Origin of the sequence: Pseudomonas sp. YQ_5, assembly GCF_043103305.1 — a bacterium.
Lineage (GTDB): Bacteria > Pseudomonadota > Gammaproteobacteria > Pseudomonadales > Pseudomonadaceae > Aquipseudomonas > Aquipseudomonas putida_Y.
Genome location: NZ_JBICJS010000111.1, coordinates 1 through 17,463, shown reverse-complemented (window position 1 = coordinate 17,463; position 17,463 = coordinate 1). Strand labels below are relative to the sequence as shown.

The 17,463-nt window shown below is 62.3% G+C and carries 12 protein-coding genes and 1 pseudogene; 6 read left to right on the top strand and 7 right to left on the bottom strand.

Annotated features, from left to right (window positions below; genetic code table 11):
* Positions 1–36: 36 nt before the first annotated feature.
* Positions 37–1,125 carry a fimbrial protein gene (locus tag ACF8EA_RS24390; RefSeq protein WP_392523541.1) on the bottom strand — a complete coding sequence of 363 codons (1,089 nt, stop codon included), beginning with the start codon at positions 1,123–1,125 and terminating at the stop codon, positions 37–39.
* The gene (locus ACF8EA_RS24385; protein ID WP_392523539.1) at positions 1,125–3,698 is read right to left on the bottom strand and encodes a fimbria/pilus outer membrane usher protein; all 2,574 of its coding nucleotides are present in this window, start codon (positions 3,696–3,698) and stop codon (positions 1,125–1,127) included. Before ACF8EA_RS24385 ends, ACF8EA_RS24390 begins: the two co-directional genes overlap by 1 nt.
* A gap of 129 nt (positions 3,699–3,827) precedes the next feature.
* Between ACF8EA_RS24385 and ACF8EA_RS24380 the strand changes: the two are divergent.
* Positions 3,828–5,612, top strand: a pseudogene (locus tag ACF8EA_RS24380) (autotransporter outer membrane beta-barrel domain-containing protein); the annotation flags it as partial.
* Positions 5,613–5,683: 71 nt separating this feature from the next.
* Positions 5,684–7,135 (top strand): hypothetical protein, encoded by a 1,452-nt coding sequence (locus ACF8EA_RS24375; protein ID WP_258036517.1) that lies wholly within the window; start codon positions 5,684–5,686, stop codon positions 7,133–7,135.
* Between the two features lie 14 nt (positions 7,136–7,149).
* On the opposite strand, the gene ACF8EA_RS24370 is transcribed toward ACF8EA_RS24375, so the two are convergent.
* From ACF8EA_RS24370 to ACF8EA_RS24355, 4 genes are all read right to left on the bottom strand, one after another.
* Positions 7,150–7,887, bottom strand: coding sequence for a molecular chaperone (locus ACF8EA_RS24370; protein ID WP_181005324.1), 738 nt, complete (start codon positions 7,885–7,887; stop codon positions 7,150–7,152).
* A 55-nt stretch (positions 7,888–7,942) separates the two neighbouring features.
* Positions 7,943–8,485 carry a fimbrial protein gene (locus ACF8EA_RS24365; RefSeq protein ID WP_103462836.1) on the bottom strand — a complete coding sequence of 181 codons (543 nt, stop codon included), beginning with the start codon at positions 8,483–8,485 and terminating at the stop codon, positions 7,943–7,945.
* A gap of 162 nt (positions 8,486–8,647) precedes the next feature.
* Positions 8,648–9,052, bottom strand: coding sequence for a PA2817 family protein (locus ACF8EA_RS24360; protein ID WP_103462835.1), 405 nt, complete (start codon positions 9,050–9,052; stop codon positions 8,648–8,650).
* Between the two features lie 79 nt (positions 9,053–9,131).
* Positions 9,132–11,579 (bottom strand): acyl-CoA dehydrogenase, encoded by a 2,448-nt coding sequence (locus ACF8EA_RS24355; protein ID WP_392523537.1) that lies wholly within the window; start codon positions 11,577–11,579, stop codon positions 9,132–9,134.
* A 379-nt stretch (positions 11,580–11,958) separates the two neighbouring features.
* Between ACF8EA_RS24355 and ACF8EA_RS24350 the strand changes: the two genes are divergently transcribed.
* The 3 genes from ACF8EA_RS24350 to ACF8EA_RS24340 all read left to right on the top strand — a co-directional run bounded on the left by ACF8EA_RS24350 (position 11,959) and on the right by ACF8EA_RS24340 (position 14,424).
* Complete coding sequence (locus ACF8EA_RS24350) at positions 11,959–12,582, top strand: glutathione S-transferase (protein ID WP_084852364.1); 624 nt, start codon at positions 11,959–11,961, stop codon at positions 12,580–12,582.
* Positions 12,583–12,715: 133 nt separating this feature from the next.
* Positions 12,716–13,648 (top strand): ABC transporter ATP-binding protein, encoded by a 933-nt coding sequence (locus ACF8EA_RS24345; RefSeq protein WP_019752231.1) that lies wholly within the window; start codon positions 12,716–12,718, stop codon positions 13,646–13,648.
* Positions 13,645–14,424: an ABC transporter permease gene (locus tag ACF8EA_RS24340; protein WP_003247128.1), complete on the top strand. Its 780-nt coding sequence runs from the start codon at positions 13,645–13,647 to the stop codon at positions 14,422–14,424. The genes ACF8EA_RS24345 and ACF8EA_RS24340 overlap by 4 nt, the downstream gene beginning before the upstream one ends.
* On the opposite strand, the gene ACF8EA_RS24335 is transcribed toward ACF8EA_RS24340, so the two are convergent.
* Positions 14,308–14,940 carry a DUF2062 domain-containing protein gene (locus ACF8EA_RS24335; protein ID WP_143514802.1) on the bottom strand — a complete coding sequence of 211 codons (633 nt, stop codon included), beginning with the start codon at positions 14,938–14,940 and terminating at the stop codon, positions 14,308–14,310. The genes ACF8EA_RS24340 and ACF8EA_RS24335 overlap by 117 nt on opposite strands.
* A gap of 142 nt (positions 14,941–15,082) precedes the next feature.
* Here ACF8EA_RS24335 and ACF8EA_RS24330 point away from each other — a divergent pair, with 142 nt between their 5' ends.
* Positions 15,083–17,296 (top strand): DNA internalization-related competence protein ComEC/Rec2, encoded by a 2,214-nt coding sequence (locus ACF8EA_RS24330; protein ID WP_392523534.1) that lies wholly within the window; start codon positions 15,083–15,085, stop codon positions 17,294–17,296.
* Positions 17,297–17,463: the final 167 nt, after the last annotated feature.

Genomic DNA, 17,463 nt, shown 5'->3' with positions numbered 1-17,463 from the left:
CTGTGCTAAAGCCCCTTGTTCAGGGGCTTGCACTGTTCAACGGTAGTGAACGGTGAAGTTCAGCGCGCCAGCGGCCACGCCAGGTGTCACCCGGGCCTCGGTCTGCACGTAGCGGGCATTGAAATGCAGCACGGTTTGGCCAATATCCAGTTCCTTGATCAACTGCTCGGACTGCAGGGGCATCGGCGTAGTGTTGTCGCTGTGCAGTATCTGGATGCCGACGCCGTCGGCGCTCCCTGATCCCGGGAGTATGCTGAACACGCCTTCGGTGGGGTCGATGGGGACTGAGCCTTGGCTGGTATCCAGCATCAGATGGATATCCGCACGCTTGGTACCCGGGGCACTGCTGTCCACGCAGTTGTTGAGGGTGATCTGGAATGGAACGGAATTTAGGGGCGTGCCGACCCCCTTGAAGTCATCGATGCTGTATTCCCCCATGTTCACAAGGCCGGGATTCACCTGGTTTCCTGCCAGGGAGCACTGCGCGCGGGTGATGGTGGCCTGGACCTTGTAATCCATGACTTTGCCTAAGTCATGGATGAAACCATGAAACACCTCCACGTCGACCTCTTGCGGCCCAGGGTCGATATCGCCAATCTTGATGAAGCTGGCCCTGCCGCGGATTGCGTCCAGTGGCAGGCTAAACGAGGTCGGCCTGGTCATGGTCCCGGTGTAGGGGATGCCAGTGCCTGCGTCGGGCGTGAAGGTGTTGTCGGCACTGCCATTGAAGGGGAAGCCAAGATCGATGGCAACGCCCACGCCCTTGATGTTGGTCTGCATCACCATGCCATCCACGTTCTTGTTGCCCATGAGGGGCAGGCTGCCGACGAACGGTGGTGCGCTGTTGGGCAGCCTGGCAGTGACTGGGGTGGCAGCGTTATAGAAGCAGGTCAAGGTCGCCCCTTGGTCATTTTTAGCGTATAGACTGGCCTCGCCGATGAGCGTCCCGACGGGTGCATCGCGCGGGATCGAAAAACTGACCTTCTGGTTTTTGAAGGTCATGTAGGTTGCGCTGCCGGCGCCCCAGCTGCAGTTGGCCTGCGCGCTGGTCGCCGCCAGCCAGGGCATGAGGTTGCAGAGGGTTAAGGCAAGCAGGCGCAGGCGGCGGGTGTGGGGCGGGGTCATTAGGCGTGTTCCTGTGAGTCGTCGGCAGATGCCGGTTTGGTGTCGTCAACCGATACGGGCAGGCATTGCAGCGTTTGCATGCGGAAGCCATCGAGCAGTGGCAGGTTCTGCGGGTTCACCGCAACCTGGCAGTGTTGATTACCGTCGTCCTGCCAGCGTACCGTCAGGTGTTGCGGACCTTGCTGGGTGCTTGCCAGCAGGGTTTGCCCAGCCTGGCCGACCACGGCCAGTGACTTGCCTTGCTCATCGCTGACGTCGGCGCCGAACGGCAGTGGGCGGCCGTCGGGGTGTTGCAGCGTGAGCACCATGCGCACCACCCGGCGTGCGTCGAAGCGGGCCTTGACCACTGCACCTCGGCGTGGAACCACTTGCTGGCTGCCATTTTCGATGACCACTTCGGGGGGCAGTTGGTCGGTGTCGAGTACCAGTGAATTGACCCGATAGGGGCGCAGGTATGGGACCAGCAGGTATCCATCGGCATCTGTCCGTGTCGAAGTGGCATTCTGCATGCCGAGATCGGCGACGTCGGGTACGTGTACAAGCGCCGTGGTCTCCCCCATGTAGCTGCCGAAGGTGATGCCGTCGGCATGGGCCAGCATCGAGCCACTGGCGTTCAGCGACAGGGTGCGATAGTTGCTGCCCTCGCTGTAACCTACGCCATAACTGGCCTTGCTGCCCTGGTAGGCAAGCGATAGGTTGCCGCTCTTGCGGTTGTTCTGGTCGTTGGCCAGCGCCGCATAGTAACTGAGGCGGTCATCCAGCAAACCGCCTTGCAGGCTGGCGCGCTCGCTATACTGGCCGTTGACGCGTTGCAGGTCGAAACGGGTGGTCTGCCGGCGGCCGAAGTCCAGTGGCAGGCTCAGGCTCAGCCCGAACATCCTGCTGTCGGTGTTGCGTTCGCTCAGTGATTGCGAAGCGAAGAGATTGACCCCGAGGTCACCCAGGCGTGTGTTGTACTGCAGCTGGAACTGACGACGCTGGTAGTCGCTGCGCCAGTAGTCTTCTTGCGACAGGGTCAGGCTCAGCGAGCTGCTTTGGCCCATGGTCTGGTATGCCGAGGCTTCCAGGCGGCTGCGCCGGCTACCGGCAAACCGCGAAGCGCTATTGCGTTGCAGGACGGCTTCGTCAAAGTCGCGGTAGCCTTCGGTGGAGTAGCGGTAGCCGGCAAAGCGCAGGCTGGTGCGGGTCTGGAAACTTTTGCCATAGCGCAGGGCAAAGCTGTGCCCCTGCACTTGCCCCAGCGAACCACCCAGGTCGGTGCTCGCCTGGGTGACGTCCAGCGACAACGCACCCAGGTCAGCGAAGTCGCGGGCCGCCCCCAGTGCGTAGGCGCGATAGTAGTCACTGGCCAGCAGGCCGCCATAAAGCGTGCTGTTCCAGGTGCCGCCGCGGGCCAGGGTGGTTTGCCAGAACCCTGGCTTGTCGAGGTGTTCGGCACCGTTGTAGCGGCCAGCGGTGCCCGTATAGCGCCACACCCCTTCGCGTAGCAGGCTCCCCAGCGATGAATAGGGCTGGATGAAGCGGCTGACCTGTCCATCGCTTTCGGTCACCACCACCTCCAGCTCACCGTGACCGGCACCGACGCTGAGGTCGTCGATGGCATACGGTCCCGGGGCTACATAGCTGGAATAGATCGGGAAGCCGTTGCGCAGCACTTCGATCTTCGCCCGAGTTTGTGCAACACCGCGGATGACCGGAGCATATTGCTGCAGGGTATCGGAGAGCATCTCCTGGTCGGAGGCCAGGCGCACGCCAGAAAAAGCAAAGCTGCGAAACACATCGCTGCCGGTAAAGGTTTCGCCCAGGGTGAGGTTCGCGCGCAGGCCGGGCAGGTCGCGCTGGGCGTAGGTGTCGCTGCGGCTCCATTGCCGTGTACCGTCATCGCCCTGGCGCAGTGCCTGTTGGCTGCGCAGGCGCCAGGCACCCAGGTTGATCCCACTGTTCAGGTAGAGGTCTTGGCTGCTGGTGTTGCGCCCTTCGCGCAGGCTGCTGTGCTGGGCCGATACCTGATAGTTGACGAACGCTGCATTGATGCCCGCGTCCCAGCGCTCTTGCGGCACGTTGCCCGAGCGGTCCTGGCGCAGGGCAACCTGTGGGATCGACAACGACAGGCGCAGCTGCGCCGGGTCGAAGTCGACACTGGCCTGCGGGATCAGGGTTGCCAGGTCGACACAGCTATCATCCTCGGGCAGGGCTGTCTCAAGCGCTTGCTCGCGCAGGTCCAGGGCACGCAACACGTCGCCGGTCAGGCAGGGTTGCAGGCCACTACCATTGGCAGCGGCATGGAACTCCAGCTCCCGCTCTTCGATGGGGGCAAGGTTTACCAGCAGGGCAACGCGATAGCGCCCTGCTGGTAGCGGCGTATGTGCAGCCAGGCTCTGCAGCGCCACTGCCCCGGCATCCGTCGCCTGGCCGGGGGGCTGGCGCATGAAGCCTGCCTGGAACGTGACAGGTGAGGTTTCGGCAAGCGTGGAGGTGGCGGGTGCCAAGGTCACAAAGGCACCCAGCAGTGGCGAAAGCGGGGCAAGGCGTAGGCGTGATGGCAGGTGCCTGCGCCGATCGAGTCGAGGCATTGGGGGGTCCTGAGCTGCGCTACCGGTCAGTGCCAAGGCAGTACCGGTGGGGTGGCTGTGTTGTGTAGCGAGCAGCGGCGCAGGGGTGCTTCAAAAGACGGTGTACGCCGAGTTCGAGGGCGCTAGGTTAGGGGGGGCGCGCTGATATCGGCCGAGTCGACCCTTGTACTGCACAACAGCACATTGGTCGGTACCGGTACGGCCGCAGCTGCGGACATGTTTGACAACGCAACGCTCAGCGCGGAAGGCAGCCGTTTGCAGGGTGCACAGAATGGCTTGCGGATATTGTCTGCGCAGGCACAGCCTGGCACTGCAACGGTGAGCCTGGTGGGGTCGCACGTAGAGGGGCAGGACGGCTCTGCGATTGTGGTCGGCAACCCCGCGCTTGGCCCGGCCGAGGCCGATATCCTCGTAGCCGGAGGAAGCACCTTGCAAGGCAGCAACGGCACGCTGCTGGAAGTTGCGGGCAGTTCCACGGCACGCATGACGGTGGACAACAGCCAGCTGGTGGGTGACGTGCGTGTCGAAGAGGGCTCCAGCGCCTCGCTGACGCTGGACAACCACGCCAGCCTGACAGGCCGACTGGAGAACGTTGCAGGCCTGACCCTGAGCAACCAGGCGCGCTGGAACATGGTCGAGGACAGCAAGGTCGGCAGCTTGGCCCTTGATGGTGGCAGTATCAGGTTTGGTGAGCCGGGCCAGTATCAGCGCTTGAGCGTGGGGACGCTGGCTGGCAGTGGCAACTTCATCATGGACGCCGACTTCAGTACCGGCGATACCGATTACCTTGAAATCACCGGTACCGCCACCGGCAGCCATACCTTGCTGGTTGGCAGCAGTGGTGCCGATCCTGTGGCTGAAAACCAACTGCACCTGGTGCATGCCGCTGCAGGCGATGCGCAGTTTTCCTTGCTCAACGGCCCAGTCGACGTGGGCACGTTCTCCTACGAACTGGTGCAGCGTGGCAACGACTGGTTTCTCGACGGTGCGAGCAAGGTCATCAGCCCCGGTACCGCTTCGGTGCTGGCCCTGTTCAACACCGCGCCGACCGTATGGTATGGCGAGCTCACCACCTTGCGTAGCCGTATGGGCGAACTGCGCCTGGACCAAGGCAAGGCGGGTGGCTGGGTCAGGGCATATGGCAACAAGTACAACGTTTCCGATGCAGCGGGTAGTGCATACCAGCAGGTACAGCAGGGCTTCTCGTTGGGTGCTGATATGCCGCTGCCACTTGGGGATGGCCAGTGGCTTCTGGGTGTGATGGCAGGGCACAGCAATTCGGACTTGAACCTGACGCGTGGCGCGTCCGCCGACGTCAAGAGTTATTACCTGGGGCTGTATGCCACCTGGCTCGATGCCCAGAGCGGTTACTATCTGGATGGGGTGGTCAAGCTCAACCGCTTCGACAACTCATCGGATATCACAATGAGCGATGGCAAGCGCAGCAAAGGTGATTACGACAACTTCGGTGTGGGTGCATCCCTGGAGTTCGGTCGCCATCTGGAGCTGGGCAATGACTACTTCATCGAGCCCTATACGCAATGGTCAATGGTCACCATCCAAGGCAAGCACTATGACCTGGATAACGGTATGCAGGCGCGTGGCGACGTCACCCGCTCTCTGCTCGGCAAGGCCGGGGCCACCGTTGGGCGTACCTTCGACCTAGGTGCCGGGCGCAAGGTGCAACCCTACCTGCGCGCTGCCTACGCACATGAGTTCGTCGACGACAACCAGGTCAACGTCAACGACAACCGGTTTGACAATGATCTGTCGGGCTCGCGCGGCGAGCTGGGGCTGGGGGTTGCCGTTAGCATGACCGATCGCCTGCAACTGCACGCCGACTTCGATTACGCCAACGGTGAAAAGATCGAGCAGCCCTGGGGTGCCAACGTCGGGCTTCACTACAGCTTGTAGGGCTATTGCACCCGGGGAGGTATCGAGCCTCCCCTTTTTGTGCCCGCCTGCACTGGATGGAGATGCAGAGTATGCAACGGTCTACACAGGGTACTTCCGCTCCGGTTCCGCTTGATCCGCCGACGGCGCGGGATGCGCTACCCGACATCCCCGGCGGGCAGCACAACTTGCTCCCGGCTGCGGTGTTGAGTCGCCCACTGCGGATCGACATCCCGATGTGGGAATACTCGCGCCCAACTCCCGAATACCCGGAATGGATCATCCTGTACTGGAACGGTTCAGAGGTCGAGAAAAAGACCTGGTACGACGACATACCGCCAGATGAGCTCTATGTGGATGTCCCGGTGCAGTTCCTCGAGCACGGGGTGGCGGCCGTCACCTATTTGGCCCACGGCTTCAATGGGGCGGAGGTCGGATCCATGCCTCTGTCCCTGACCATCGACAAGGTGGCGCCAGTGCTGGGTGACAACCAAGGGAGCCTGGTGTTCGATGAGGAAGTGCTCAGGGACGGCGTGACCGCGCGCTACCTCGAGAACAACGTCCTGCGGGCGCTGGTGCCGAGCTATCAAACCCCCGCAGTGGCTGACATGCTGATCGTTTACTGGGACCGTGAGCCGTTTGCCGATGAAGAGGTCGATCGGTATGAACTGAAAGACCCCAGCCAGCCGATAAGCATCGTATTTTCCAAGGAAATGATACTGGCGCGCGGTGATGGCAAGCGCTATGTCCATTACAAGGTCTGTGACCGTGCCGGTAACCTGAGCGCTGGTTCACGGCCGGTAACGCTGGAGGTGGCTGCCACGCCGATACCGCGAAGTTTGCCGCCGGTGTTGATCGACCAGGCGGAGGGCTGGGGGGCACAACAGACGCTGACGCTCAATGACTTTTACCCGCCGTTACTGGTTGAGGTCCCGGCGAGTGCGGTTATCTACCCGGATGAAACCCTCACGGTGGTGTGGGGAGCGCCGGGCACAGCGGGGTACTTTACGACCAGCACGCCGTACAACGGGCAAGAGCGTCTCTTCGAAATACCCACCCAGTACGTTTTGGCGCAAAGCACGCATACCGTTACGGTGCTATACCGCGTGAGTGACAACGCCAATGCGCTCGATTCCGACGCACTTGCCCTGGACGTGAAAGCGCGCTCGGAGCGGTTGCCCCAACCCGAGTTGGATGGGGCCAATGCCGATGGGTTCAGCCTGGGCACGGCGCCAGCCAATGTGCCGATCCGGCTGGGCACTTGGCCTTTGATTGCCGAGGGGCAGCAGGTCAGCATTCAGCTGACCGGGGTCTTGCCTGGTGGCAGCGACGCGCCAGCGTATGACGTGCTGTTTGCGCATGCGTTATCTGCTACCGAGGCCGACGAGGGAATTGGCATGCGCGATGATGTGACGGTACCTAAAACCCACCTGGCCAGCCTATGGATCGATCATAATTTTACTATCACGGCGTCCGTAAGCTTCGATGAGGGCGCGACTTGGGTAGCGTTTCGTCCCGTGCTCAACCTGCCACTGCGCGATTGATGGAAAGTGTTGGATCACGGCCTTGCAACCGGGCTGGAGACCTCTGCAGTTATGCCACTGTAGTCACTGATCGTGGTGAACTTCACCTGCAGCCCATCGGTGACTGTCATGGTGTTCAGCGCATAGGCCTGCGTGCCCAGGGGCAAGGCCATGGCCTTGGCGTTGATGGTTTCACTCGTGCCATTGCCACTTACCACTAGGCTGCTGAAGGTGAAGTGGTAAGGCGACGGGTTATCGACGACCAGATGCGGTTTTCCATCTATTTGTTGCACTGACCAGGCCAGGTCTTTCAACCGGTCTTGCGGGCGGCCTTTGAGCTCACTGGGTCGATAGAACAGCTTGATGCGCGTGCGCAGGGCGATGTTGAGGATGTTCTCTCCGTTATTGGTCGCTGCCTGCGGTATTTCCTGCAGGTTGAAATAGAACACGGATTCACGATCACGGGGGAGATCGTTAGGCAGGGCATTGATTTGCACCGTCTGTTCGCCACCGGGGTCGAGGCGGAACAGGTTAGGGGCAGCGATCAGGGGGACGGCAGTGGTTGCGTCGTCGGCTTCGGTGTTGACCCAGGCCTGCGCCGCGTACGGCCTGTTGGAGGGGTTGGCGACGATGACCGAGGAGCTGCGTTTGGCGCTGTCGTGCACCACTCGCGTGTGGCTGATGGTGAGTGCCGCTTGTGCGCCGGGGAGAATGGCTGTGAGCAGCGCCAGGCAGCTGCATGAGGTGATCAGAAGTCGAGAAAGGGGTGACATGGTGTTTGACCAGGCAGGAATGGTGGTCTCCAGGTGCGGGCACCTGGAGTAGGTGTCAAGGCAGGTCTACCGTGAAGGCGACTTCAGCTAGTGCTACACCGTCGCTGATATCTGCTGCATCCAGGTAAGACTCGTACGAGGCGTAGAACAGCATCTCCGTTGGGCGATCTGCGTATAGATCGTATGGGATGGAAGCACTGTCGGGTGCAATTTTGGCTTTCAGCCTGTCTTTGATCGCGACGCCCACGCCCAAGGCACCGTTGACGCCATAAAGGTCGCCGCCGACTATGCCGTGCAAGGGTGTATATTTCACGGTTGCGGTGTGGGGGGCTACAATTTGGCAGGCCGGAGTCGGTGTTATCTTCAGCGCGAATGCCTTGTCAGGCGTGGCGGTGCCAGGGGTGTGGAAGTAGCCTTTCGTGAAGTTACCCAGCGATACCTCGGGGATAACGCTGCCACCTGGGGCGACGACTTCAATCGGGCAGGTACCGCCGCCGTAGATGGTACCGTAGAAGTTGATCTGGCCCGTTTCATCGTCGAGAGCGAATGCGCTGCTGCTGGCCATCGCCATGGCGAGCATGAGCAAAGTTTTTTTCATTGGCGGTTCCTTGATGTTGTCGTGTTGACTAGGGGACGCTCCCTTGCGTCGGCTTCGAGCCGAAGGGGGAGCGGCCAACAGCATAGGGGGGGAGGCCAATGGTTGAATGTAGGATTAAGTGGCAGCTGGGTACGGATTTTTAGGGCGGCAGCGCACGTGTGTTCAGGACTTTTTTACGGCTTCCAGCAGAGCCTGCTTTTGTACATGCCAGTCAAACCGCTGGCCGTCCCGTTCCGCTTCATAGCGCAGATCTTCCAGGTTCTGGTAGAGCTGCAGCTCTTCGTCCGGCATGAAGTGCAGGCAGTCGCCACCGAAGAACCACAGCAGGTCGCGCGGCACCAGGTGGGCGATTTGCGGATAGCGCTGAATTACCTGGCATATCAGGTCCTGGCCCAGATATTGGCTTTCCAGCGGGTTTTGCGGCAACAGGGTCAGCAGCTCGTCGAAGCGGTCGAGGAACAGGGTGTGGCTTTCCTCCGGTACCTGCTCGGCTTCACCCAAGGCCACCAGTATGGTGCGCAGGTGGTTCAGCAGTTGCAGGTGGTATTCCACGTGGGGGGTGGCCATTGGGGTGGTCCTCGGAATGGTTGAAACGGGGCGCGGAGTATACGCCGGTTGGGGAAGGGGCCGCAAAACGGCCCCTGTCTCAGCGCACTTTGCCTTGCTCCGGCAGCAGCTGTGCCTTGTCGAAGGCATCCACATCGATCACGGCACGGCGCGCTTGTTCGGCCGCGTGCAGGCGTTGCGCCTGATCAGGCTGAAGTACACCACTGTCGACTGCCGCATCGATCACCGACTGCCCGGGCGCCGGCCGTACCTTGCCGTCCTTGATTGCCTGATGCAGCGTGTTGTGCAGTGGCGTCGCCTCCTCCAGCAGGTCGCGGGCCTGTTGCAGGGCTGCCACCGGGTCGCCGTCGGCTTGCGGCCTGAAGCAACCGGCAAGCAGCTCTTCCAGCGCAGGGTCGCCTTTGCTGCGTCCGATCAGCGCTGCCACCTCGGCGTCCAGTTCATCGCTCGGCCCGGTGTGACGGCGGCCAAAGGGGAACACCAGCACCCGTAGCGCGCAGCCGACGAAGCGGTTGGGGAAGTTGTCGAGCAACCGGTCCAGGGCGTGCTCCGCCTGGCCCAGGCTTTCTTCCATGGCCCAGCGCAGCAGGGGCTGCATGTGCTCGGGCGAACCGAGATCGTGGTAGCGCTTGAGTGCGGCACTGGACAGGTACAGGTAGCTGAGTACATCGCCCAGCCGCGCACTCAGGCGTTCGCGGCGCTTTAGCGCGCCGCCCAGCAGCATCATCGACAGGTCCGCCAGCAGGGCAAAGGCGGCGGCTTGGCGGTTGAGGGCCCGGAAGTAGCCTTGGCTCAGCGTGTCCCCCGGTACTTTTTCGAAAACCCCCAGCCCCAGGTTGAACACCAGGGTGCTGGCCGCATTGCCGGCGGCGAACAGGATGTGTTTCATCAGCAGGTCATCGAATTCCTGAAGTGCCTGATCGTGGTCTTCACGCCCGGCCAACGCCATCTCCTTGAGCACGAACGGGTGGCAGCGAATGGCGCCCTGGCCGAAGATCATCAGGTTGCGCGAAAGGATGTTGGCGCCTTCGACCGTGATGAAGATCGGCGCCCCTTGCCAGTTGCGGCCCAGGTAGTTGTTCGGGCCCATGATGATGCCCTTGCCACCGTGCACGTCCATGGCGTGCTGGATGCATTCGCGGCCACGCTCGGTCAGGTGGTACTTGAGGATCGCCGACAGCACCGAGGGTTTCTCACCCAGGTCCACGGCCTTGGCGGTCAGCAGGCGGGCACTGTCCATCAGCCAGGCGTTGCCGCCAATACGTGCCAGCGACTCCTGGATACCTTCGAAGGCAGCCAGTGGCACGTTGAATTGCTCGCGGATATTGGCGTACTGGCCGGTTACCAGGCTGGTGTACTTGGCAGCCCCAGTACCCACGGCAGGCAGTGAGATGGAGCGACCTACCGACAGGCAGTTCATCAGCATCATCCAGCCTTTGCCAAGCATCGCTTGGCCGCCAATGAGGAAGTCCAGCGGTACGAACACGTCCTTGCCGTTGTTGGGGCCATTCATGAACGCGGCGCCCAGTGGCAGGTGGCGTTTACCGATTTCCACCCCGGGGGTATCGGTGGGGATCAGTGCCAGGCTGATGCCCAGTTCTTCCTCATCGCCCAGCAGGTGATCCGGGTCGTAGGCCTTGAATGCCAGGCCCAGCAGGGTGGCGACCGGGCCGAGGGTGATGTAGCGCTTTTCCCAGTTCAGGCGCAGGCCGATCACTTCTTCACCTTGCCACTGGCCTTTGCAGATGATGCCGGTGTCAGGCATGGCGCCAGCGTCGGAGCCGGCCAGCGGGCCGGTGAGGGCGAAGCAGGGGATTTCCTCGCCTCGGGCCAGGCGCGGCAGGTAGTGGTTGCGTTGTTCGTCGGTGCCGTAGTGCAGCAGCAGTTCGGCAGGGCCGAGGGAGTTGGGCACCATCACCGTGGAGGCCAGATCACCGCTGCGCGTGGCCAGTTTCATCGCCACCTGGGAGTGGGCATAGGCGGAGAAGCCCTTGCCGCCGTACTCCTTGGGGATGATCAGGGCGAAAAAGCCATGCTGCTTGATATGTGCCCAGGCTTCGGGCGGCAAGTCCAGGTCCTGGCCGATCTGCCAGTCGCTGACCATGGCACATAGTGCTTCGGTCGGGCCATCAATGAAGGCTCGCTCTTCTTCAGTCAGCTTCGGTGCCGGGTAGGCCAGCAAGGTGCGCCAGTCGGGGCGGCCACTGAACAGTTCGCCATCCCACCACACGGTGCCGGCGTCGATGGCTTCGCGCTCGGTCTGCGACATGGGCGGCAGGGTGCGCTGGAACCAGCGGAATACCGGGGAGGTAAATACTTTGCGTCGCCACTGCGGCAGCGCAACCAGGGCGATCTTCAGGGCCAGCACCACCCAGATCAGCGCCAGCAGCCACCCGGGGGCGCTGCTGAAAATGCCCATCAACAGCACATAGGCCGCCAAGACACCGAGTATCTGCAAAGGCGCCAGGCGCCTGTGCGTGAGGTACGCCGCGCCGATCACCAGCACCACCAACCACAACAGCAACATAATCGGTCCTCCTTGGAACCAAGGGTTTGAGCCATCCCAGATAGCTTAGACGCAATGCTGTGAACGGCATGTTCAGAACAGTGACAGGGTGTGGCGGTGGGAGTTTCAGTTCATTTGTTCGCCTGTACAGGCCTGTTCGCGGGTAAACCCGCTCCTACAACGGAACGTGGCGATGCCAGCGATTGAGGAATGCGGTGGCGGCCGCGACGGTGAATGACCGGCAGGCTCGGCCTATGTGCGGGTAAAACCCACGCAGGAATACCAGTGACGTGAAGACGGTGGCGAGCCTGTGGGAGCGGGCTTGCCCGCGAAGAGGCCCGTACAGGCGGTGAAGGTCTGGAGTAGACTGTGCCACCTCCGCACTCAAAAGGATGTTGCCATGCTGAAGATCTGGGGCCGCAAGAACTCGAGCAATGTGCGCAAGGCACTGTGGATCGCCCACGAACTGGGCCTGGACTTCGAGTCCATCGACGCCGGTGGCGCCTTCGGCGTGGTCAACGAGCCGCACTACCGTGCCCGAAACCCCAACGGCCTGGTGCCGATGCTCGAAGACGGCGACCTGACCTTGTGGGAGTCCAACACCATCGTCCGCTACCTGTGCGCGGAGTACGGCACTGAGCAGGGCTGGTATCAGGCAGACCCACGCCAACGCGCCCTGGCCGACAAATGGATGGACTGGACCACATCGTCCTTCGCTACCCCATTCCGGCCCCTGTTCTGGGGCCTGCTGCGCACGCCGGAAGACCAGCGCGACTGGGTGGCGATCAACGCCGCGCACAAGCAGTGCGCGCAATTACTGGCCATTGCCGACGAAACCCTGGCCAATCAGCCGTACCTGTCCGGTGACCAGATCGGCATGGGCGACATCCCACTGGGTAGCTTCATCTATGCCTGGTTCGAAATGCCCATCGAGCGCCCCGACATGTACCACCTTCAGGCCTGGTATGAGCGCCTGAAGCAACGCCCGGCCTACCAGGCCGCAGTGATGACCGCGCTCACTTGAACCCGCTTCGATAGTCATTATCAATAGATGTGACTGTACTTGTGCAGCCTGGCCTTGCACCATGGCTGCACGCACTGCGCCAGTGACTTTACCTGGCGTGTCCTGCACCTTTTTCTTCGGTAAGTGACCCGCTATGAGTTCTGCCCTGTCCATCCGACAGCTGACCAAGACCTACGGCAATGGCTTTCAGGCCCTCAAAGGCATCGACCTCGATGTTGCCGAAGGCGACTTCTTCGCCTTGCTCGGCCCCAACGGCGCCGGCAAATCCACCACCATCGGCATTCTCTCGACCCTGGTGAACAAGACCAGCGGCACAGTGAGCGTGTTCGGTCACGACCTGGACCGCGAGCCCTCCGCGCTCAAGCGTTGCCTGGGCGTGGTGCCGCAAGAGTTCAACTTCAACCAGTTCGAGAAGACCTTCGACATCGTCGTGACCCAGGCCGGGTACTACGGCATCCCGCCCAAGCTGGCCAAGGAGCGTGCCGAGCAGTACCTGACCCAGCTGGGCCTGTGGGACAAACGTGATGTGCAGTCGCGTTCGTTGTCTGGCGGCATGAAGCGGCGCCTGATGATTGCCCGCGCATTGATCCACGAACCGCGTCTGCTGATCCTGGACGAACCCACCGCCGGGGTGGATATCGAGCTGCGCCGCTCGATGTGGAGCTTCCTCACCGAGCTGAACCAGAAGGGCATCACCATCATCCTCACCACCCACTACCTGGAAGAGGCTGAGCAACTGTGCCGTAACATCGGCATCATCGACCATGGCACCATCGTCGAGAACACCAGCATGCGCCAGTTGCTGGGCAAGCTGCATGTCGAAACCTTCGTGCTCGACCTCAAGCAGGACCTGGCCGCGGCGCCGGTACTGCAGGGCTACCCGTGCCGGCTGCTGACCCCGCATACCCTGGAAGTGCAGGTGGACAAGGACATCGGCATCACCGCGCTGTTCGGCCAGCTGGCGCTTCAGAACATCGAGGTGCAGAGCCTGCGCAACAAGACCAACCGACTTGAGGAGCTGTTCGTGTCCCTGGTGGAAAAAAACCTGTCGAAGGTGGCCGTATGAGTGTGGAACTGCGCACCAACTGGGTCGCCCTGAACACCATCGTCTACCGCGAAGTGCGGCGCTTCCTGCGCATCTGGCCGCAAACGTTGCTGCCGCCAGCGATCACCATGGTGCTGTACTTCGTCATCTTCGGTAACCTGATTGGCCGGCAGATCGGCGACATGGGTGGCTTCACCTACATGCAGTACATCGTGCCGGGGCTGATCATGATGTCGGTGATCACCAACTCCTACGGCAACGTGGTGTCGAGCTTTTTCGGCAGCAAGTTCCAGCGCTCGATCGAAGAACTGATGGTGTCGCCGGTGTCGCCGCACACCATTCTCGTCGGCTATGTGCTGGGTGGGGTGCTGCGTGGTTTGGCGGTAGGGGTGATCGTGACCATACTGTCGATGTTCTTCACCGACCTGCAGGTGCACCACCTGGGCGTGACCGTGGTGGTTGTGCTGCTGACGGCCACCATCTTTTCGCTACTTGGCTTCGTCAACGCCGTGTTTGCGCGTAACTTCGACGATATTTCGATCATCCCGACCTTCGTGCTGACGCCGTTGACCTACCTGGGCGGAGTGTTCTACTCGATCAACCTGCTGCCGCCGTTCTGGCAGACCGTGTCGTTGGCCAACCCGGTGCTGCACATGGTCAACTCGTTCCGCTACGGCATTCTAGGGGTGTCGGATATCAGCATTGGCACGGCGATCACCTTCATGCTGGTGGCCACTGCGGTGCTCTACGTTGTTTGCGTTCGCTTGCTGGTCAGCGGCCGTGGCATGCGGGCCTGAAGCCTTGCACCGGCATTGGCGACGACGCCACTGCCGGCCCACCCATGAGCGCCAGTAGAGCATGGTGGTGAAGTAGCCAAGGATGCCCAGCACCACCCCGCACACCACCGAGCCCAGCAGGAACGGCTGCCACAGCGTGGCCAGTTGGTCGGTGATCCACTCGAAGGTCAGCTCGTCGGGCAGGGAGCGCGGCGGGATCTGCATCAGCCAGGCACCGGCCATGTAGGTCACGAAGAACACCGGTGGCATGGTCAGCGGGTTGGTCAGCCACACCAGGCTGATGGCAATCGGCAGGTTGCCGCGCACCGGGATTGCCAGGGCTGCGGCCAGCAGCATCTGCATGGGAACGGGAATAAGCGCCGCGAACAGGCCCACACCCATGGCCCTCGCCACCGAATGGCGGTTCAGGTGCCAGAGGTTGGGGTCATGCAGCAACTTGCCGAAAAAGCGTAAGGACTTGTGTTCCCGAATGCTGGTCGGGTCCGGCATGTAGCGTTTGAAAAGTCGGCGCGGCATGTAGGCTCCCGGAGCGTTGACCCTGGCAGTATGCCCTTAATCCTGCTCAGCCTCGTTTAGAGTTTGTGACAATTGTTGAGCGAGCTTTGCCGGCGATTGGGCTATGCCTCAGGAAGTGATTTCACTTCTGGAGCTCTACTTCATGCGCACAGGGATGTTTGCGCTCGCGCTCGGGCTGTTGTGCCTGGGCTTTCTTCCCGCATTGCCATCGGTCGGATGGTTGATAACCCTGGCAGCCTGCGCTGTCGGCAGCCTGTTTACCCGCGTATGGCCGTTGGGTTGGTTTCTGCTGGGCTTGTGTTGGGCGTGCGGGTCCGCTCAGCAGGCCCTTGATGATCGTCTGGCTGCCGGCCTGGAGGGCCGCACCTTGTGGCTGGAGGGGCGGGTAGTCGGCTTGCCGGCCCGCACTGCACAAGGCGTGCGTTTCGAGCTGGAAGCGGCCCGTTCGCGGCGGGCCGAACTGCCTCAGCGTTTGCAACTGAGCTGGTTCGATGGGCCGCCGCTGCGGGCGGGCGAGCAGTGGCGGCTGGCGGTGACCTTGCAGCGCCCGGCCGGTCTGCTGAACCCGCATGGGCCTGACCGGGAAGCACAGTTGCTGGCGCGACGGGTGGGGGCTACGGGTACGGTAAAGGCGGGGCAGTTGCTGGCGCCAGTAACCGGTGGTTGGCGCGATGCGTTACGTCAGCGCTTGCTGATGGTCGAAGCCAATGGCCGGCAGGCAGCGCTGGTGGCACTGGTGCTTGGCGATGGTGCTGGCATGGCCCGGGAGGACTGGCAGACCTTGCAGGCCACCGGCACGGTGCACCTGCTGGTGATTTCCGGCCAGCACATCGGCCTGGTCGCCGGTTTGCTCTATGGCCTGGTCGCCGGGCTAGCGCGTTGGGGGCTATGGCCGGCAAGGCTACCGTGGTTACCCTGGGCCTGCGGCTTGGCCATGGCCGCAGCGCTGGCCTACGGCTGGCTGGCCGGTGCTGGCGTACCGGTGCAGCGTGCTTGCCTGATGCTGGCCGTGGTGCTGCTCTGGCGTCTGCGCTTTCGTCACCTTGGCGCTTTCTTTCCGTTGCTGCTTGCGCTGGTCGCCGTGCTCGTATTCGAGCCGTTGGCGGCTTTGCTGCCTGGGTTCTGGCTGTCGTTCGCCGCCGTGGCCACGCTCATTTATTGCTTCAACGCCCGTTTGGGTGGTTGGCGGCCCTGGCAGGCCTGGACGCGTGCGCAATGGGTGATCGCCATTGGCTTGCTGCCGGTGTTGCTGGCCACGGGGTTGCCGGTGAGCCTGAGTGCGCCGCTGGCCAATCTTGTCGCGGTGCCATGGGTCAGCCTGGCGGTGTTGCCGTTGGCGTTGCTGGGTACAGTGCTGCTGCCGCTGGGCGGGGTAGGGGAAGCGCTGCTGTGGCTGGCGGGTGGCCTGCTGGAAGGGCTGTTCCGGTTGCTGGCGTTGGTGGCGCAGCAGCATCCGGCGTGGGTGCCCCCGGTGCTGCCAGGGTGGGCCTGGCTACTGGTGGTGCTGGGTGCGCTGCTGGTGCTGCTGCCCCGTGGCGTGCCTTTGCGCGGGTTGGGTGGGGTCATGTTGCTGGCGTTGTGGGTGCCCAGGGAGCCAGTGCCGTTCGGCCAGGTCGAGGTCTGGCAATTGGATGTCGGTCAGGGGCTGGCGGTGCTGCTGCAGACTCGGCATCACAACCTGCTCTACGATGCCGGGCCGGCGAGGGGAGAGAGCGACCTGGGGGAGCGGGTGGTGCTGCCGACTCTGCGCAAGCTGGGGGTGGGTAGCCTCGACCTGATGGTGATCAGTCATGCACATGCTGACCATGCTGGCGGTGCTGCGGCAATACAACGTGGTCTGCCGGTCAGGCGGGCAATTGGTGGGGAAGCGCTGGATGACGTGCAATTACAGCCTTGCGTCAGTGGCGAACAATGGGACTGGGATGGCGTGCGTTTTTCGCTGTGGCGTTGGACGGACGGGCAGAGCAGCAATGACCGTTCCTGTGTGCTGTTGATAGAGGCGCAGGGCGAGCGCCTGCTGCTGGCGGGGGATATGGAAGCTGCGGCCGAACGGGCCTGGTTGGCAGAGACTGAAGCGCCGCGTATCGACTGGCTGCAGGCGCCGCATCATGGCAGCCGCAGCTCGTCCACCGAGGCGTTCATTCGGGCAACCGCAGCGCGGGGGGTATTGATTTCGCGAGGGCGCAACAACAGCTTCGGGCACCCGCATGTGCAGGTGATGGAGCGTTATCAGCGGCATGGGTTGGCGGTGCATGACACGGCGGTGGAGGGCGCGTTGCGGTTGGTGTTGGGGCGGCAGGGAGAAGTTGAGTTCGTTCGGGGGCAGCGGCGGTTTTGGCGGGCTCAACTGGATTAGGGGGTTAGGTGTTAGGTGTACGTCGTTACAGGTTTAGCGGCCATGAGATCGAGCGCCGCCCGCGCGGCGCATCGCGAGCTGCGCTCGCTCCTACGTTTGTTTCGGGCCAGTAACGCCTGTGACAGACGCGCGCGACCGTTTTGTTTGTTCGGCGCAATATCGCGCCA

Excerpts from the sequence above, each read along its gene's own strand:
- ACF8EA_RS24390 (WP_392523541.1), bottom strand. The coding sequence starts at position 1,125 with ATGACCCCGCCCCACACCCGCCGCCTGCGCCTGCTTGCCTTAACCCTC.
- ACF8EA_RS24385 (WP_392523539.1), bottom strand. The coding sequence starts at position 3,698 with ATGCCTCGACTCGATCGGCGCAGGCACCTGCCATCACGCCTACGCCTT.
- ACF8EA_RS24375 (WP_258036517.1), top strand. The coding sequence starts at position 5,684 with ATGCAACGGTCTACACAGGGTACTTCCGCTCCGGTTCCGCTTGATCCG.
- ACF8EA_RS24370 (WP_181005324.1), bottom strand. The coding sequence starts at position 7,887 with ATGTCACCCCTTTCTCGACTTCTGATCACCTCATGCAGCTGCCTGGCG.
- ACF8EA_RS24365 (WP_103462836.1), bottom strand. The coding sequence starts at position 8,485 with ATGAAAAAAACTTTGCTCATGCTCGCCATGGCGATGGCCAGCAGCAGC.
- ACF8EA_RS24360 (WP_103462835.1), bottom strand. The coding sequence starts at position 9,052 with ATGGCCACCCCCCACGTGGAATACCACCTGCAACTGCTGAACCACCTG.
- ACF8EA_RS24355 (WP_392523537.1), bottom strand. The coding sequence starts at position 11,579 with ATGTTGCTGTTGTGGTTGGTGGTGCTGGTGATCGGCGCGGCGTACCTC.
- ACF8EA_RS24350 (WP_084852364.1), top strand. The coding sequence starts at position 11,959 with ATGCTGAAGATCTGGGGCCGCAAGAACTCGAGCAATGTGCGCAAGGCA.
- ACF8EA_RS24345 (WP_019752231.1), top strand. The coding sequence starts at position 12,716 with ATGAGTTCTGCCCTGTCCATCCGACAGCTGACCAAGACCTACGGCAAT.
- ACF8EA_RS24340 (WP_003247128.1), top strand. The coding sequence starts at position 13,645 with ATGAGTGTGGAACTGCGCACCAACTGGGTCGCCCTGAACACCATCGTC.
- ACF8EA_RS24335 (WP_143514802.1), bottom strand. The coding sequence starts at position 14,940 with ATGCCGCGCCGACTTTTCAAACGCTACATGCCGGACCCGACCAGCATT.
- ACF8EA_RS24330 (WP_392523534.1), top strand. The coding sequence starts at position 15,083 with ATGCGCACAGGGATGTTTGCGCTCGCGCTCGGGCTGTTGTGCCTGGGC.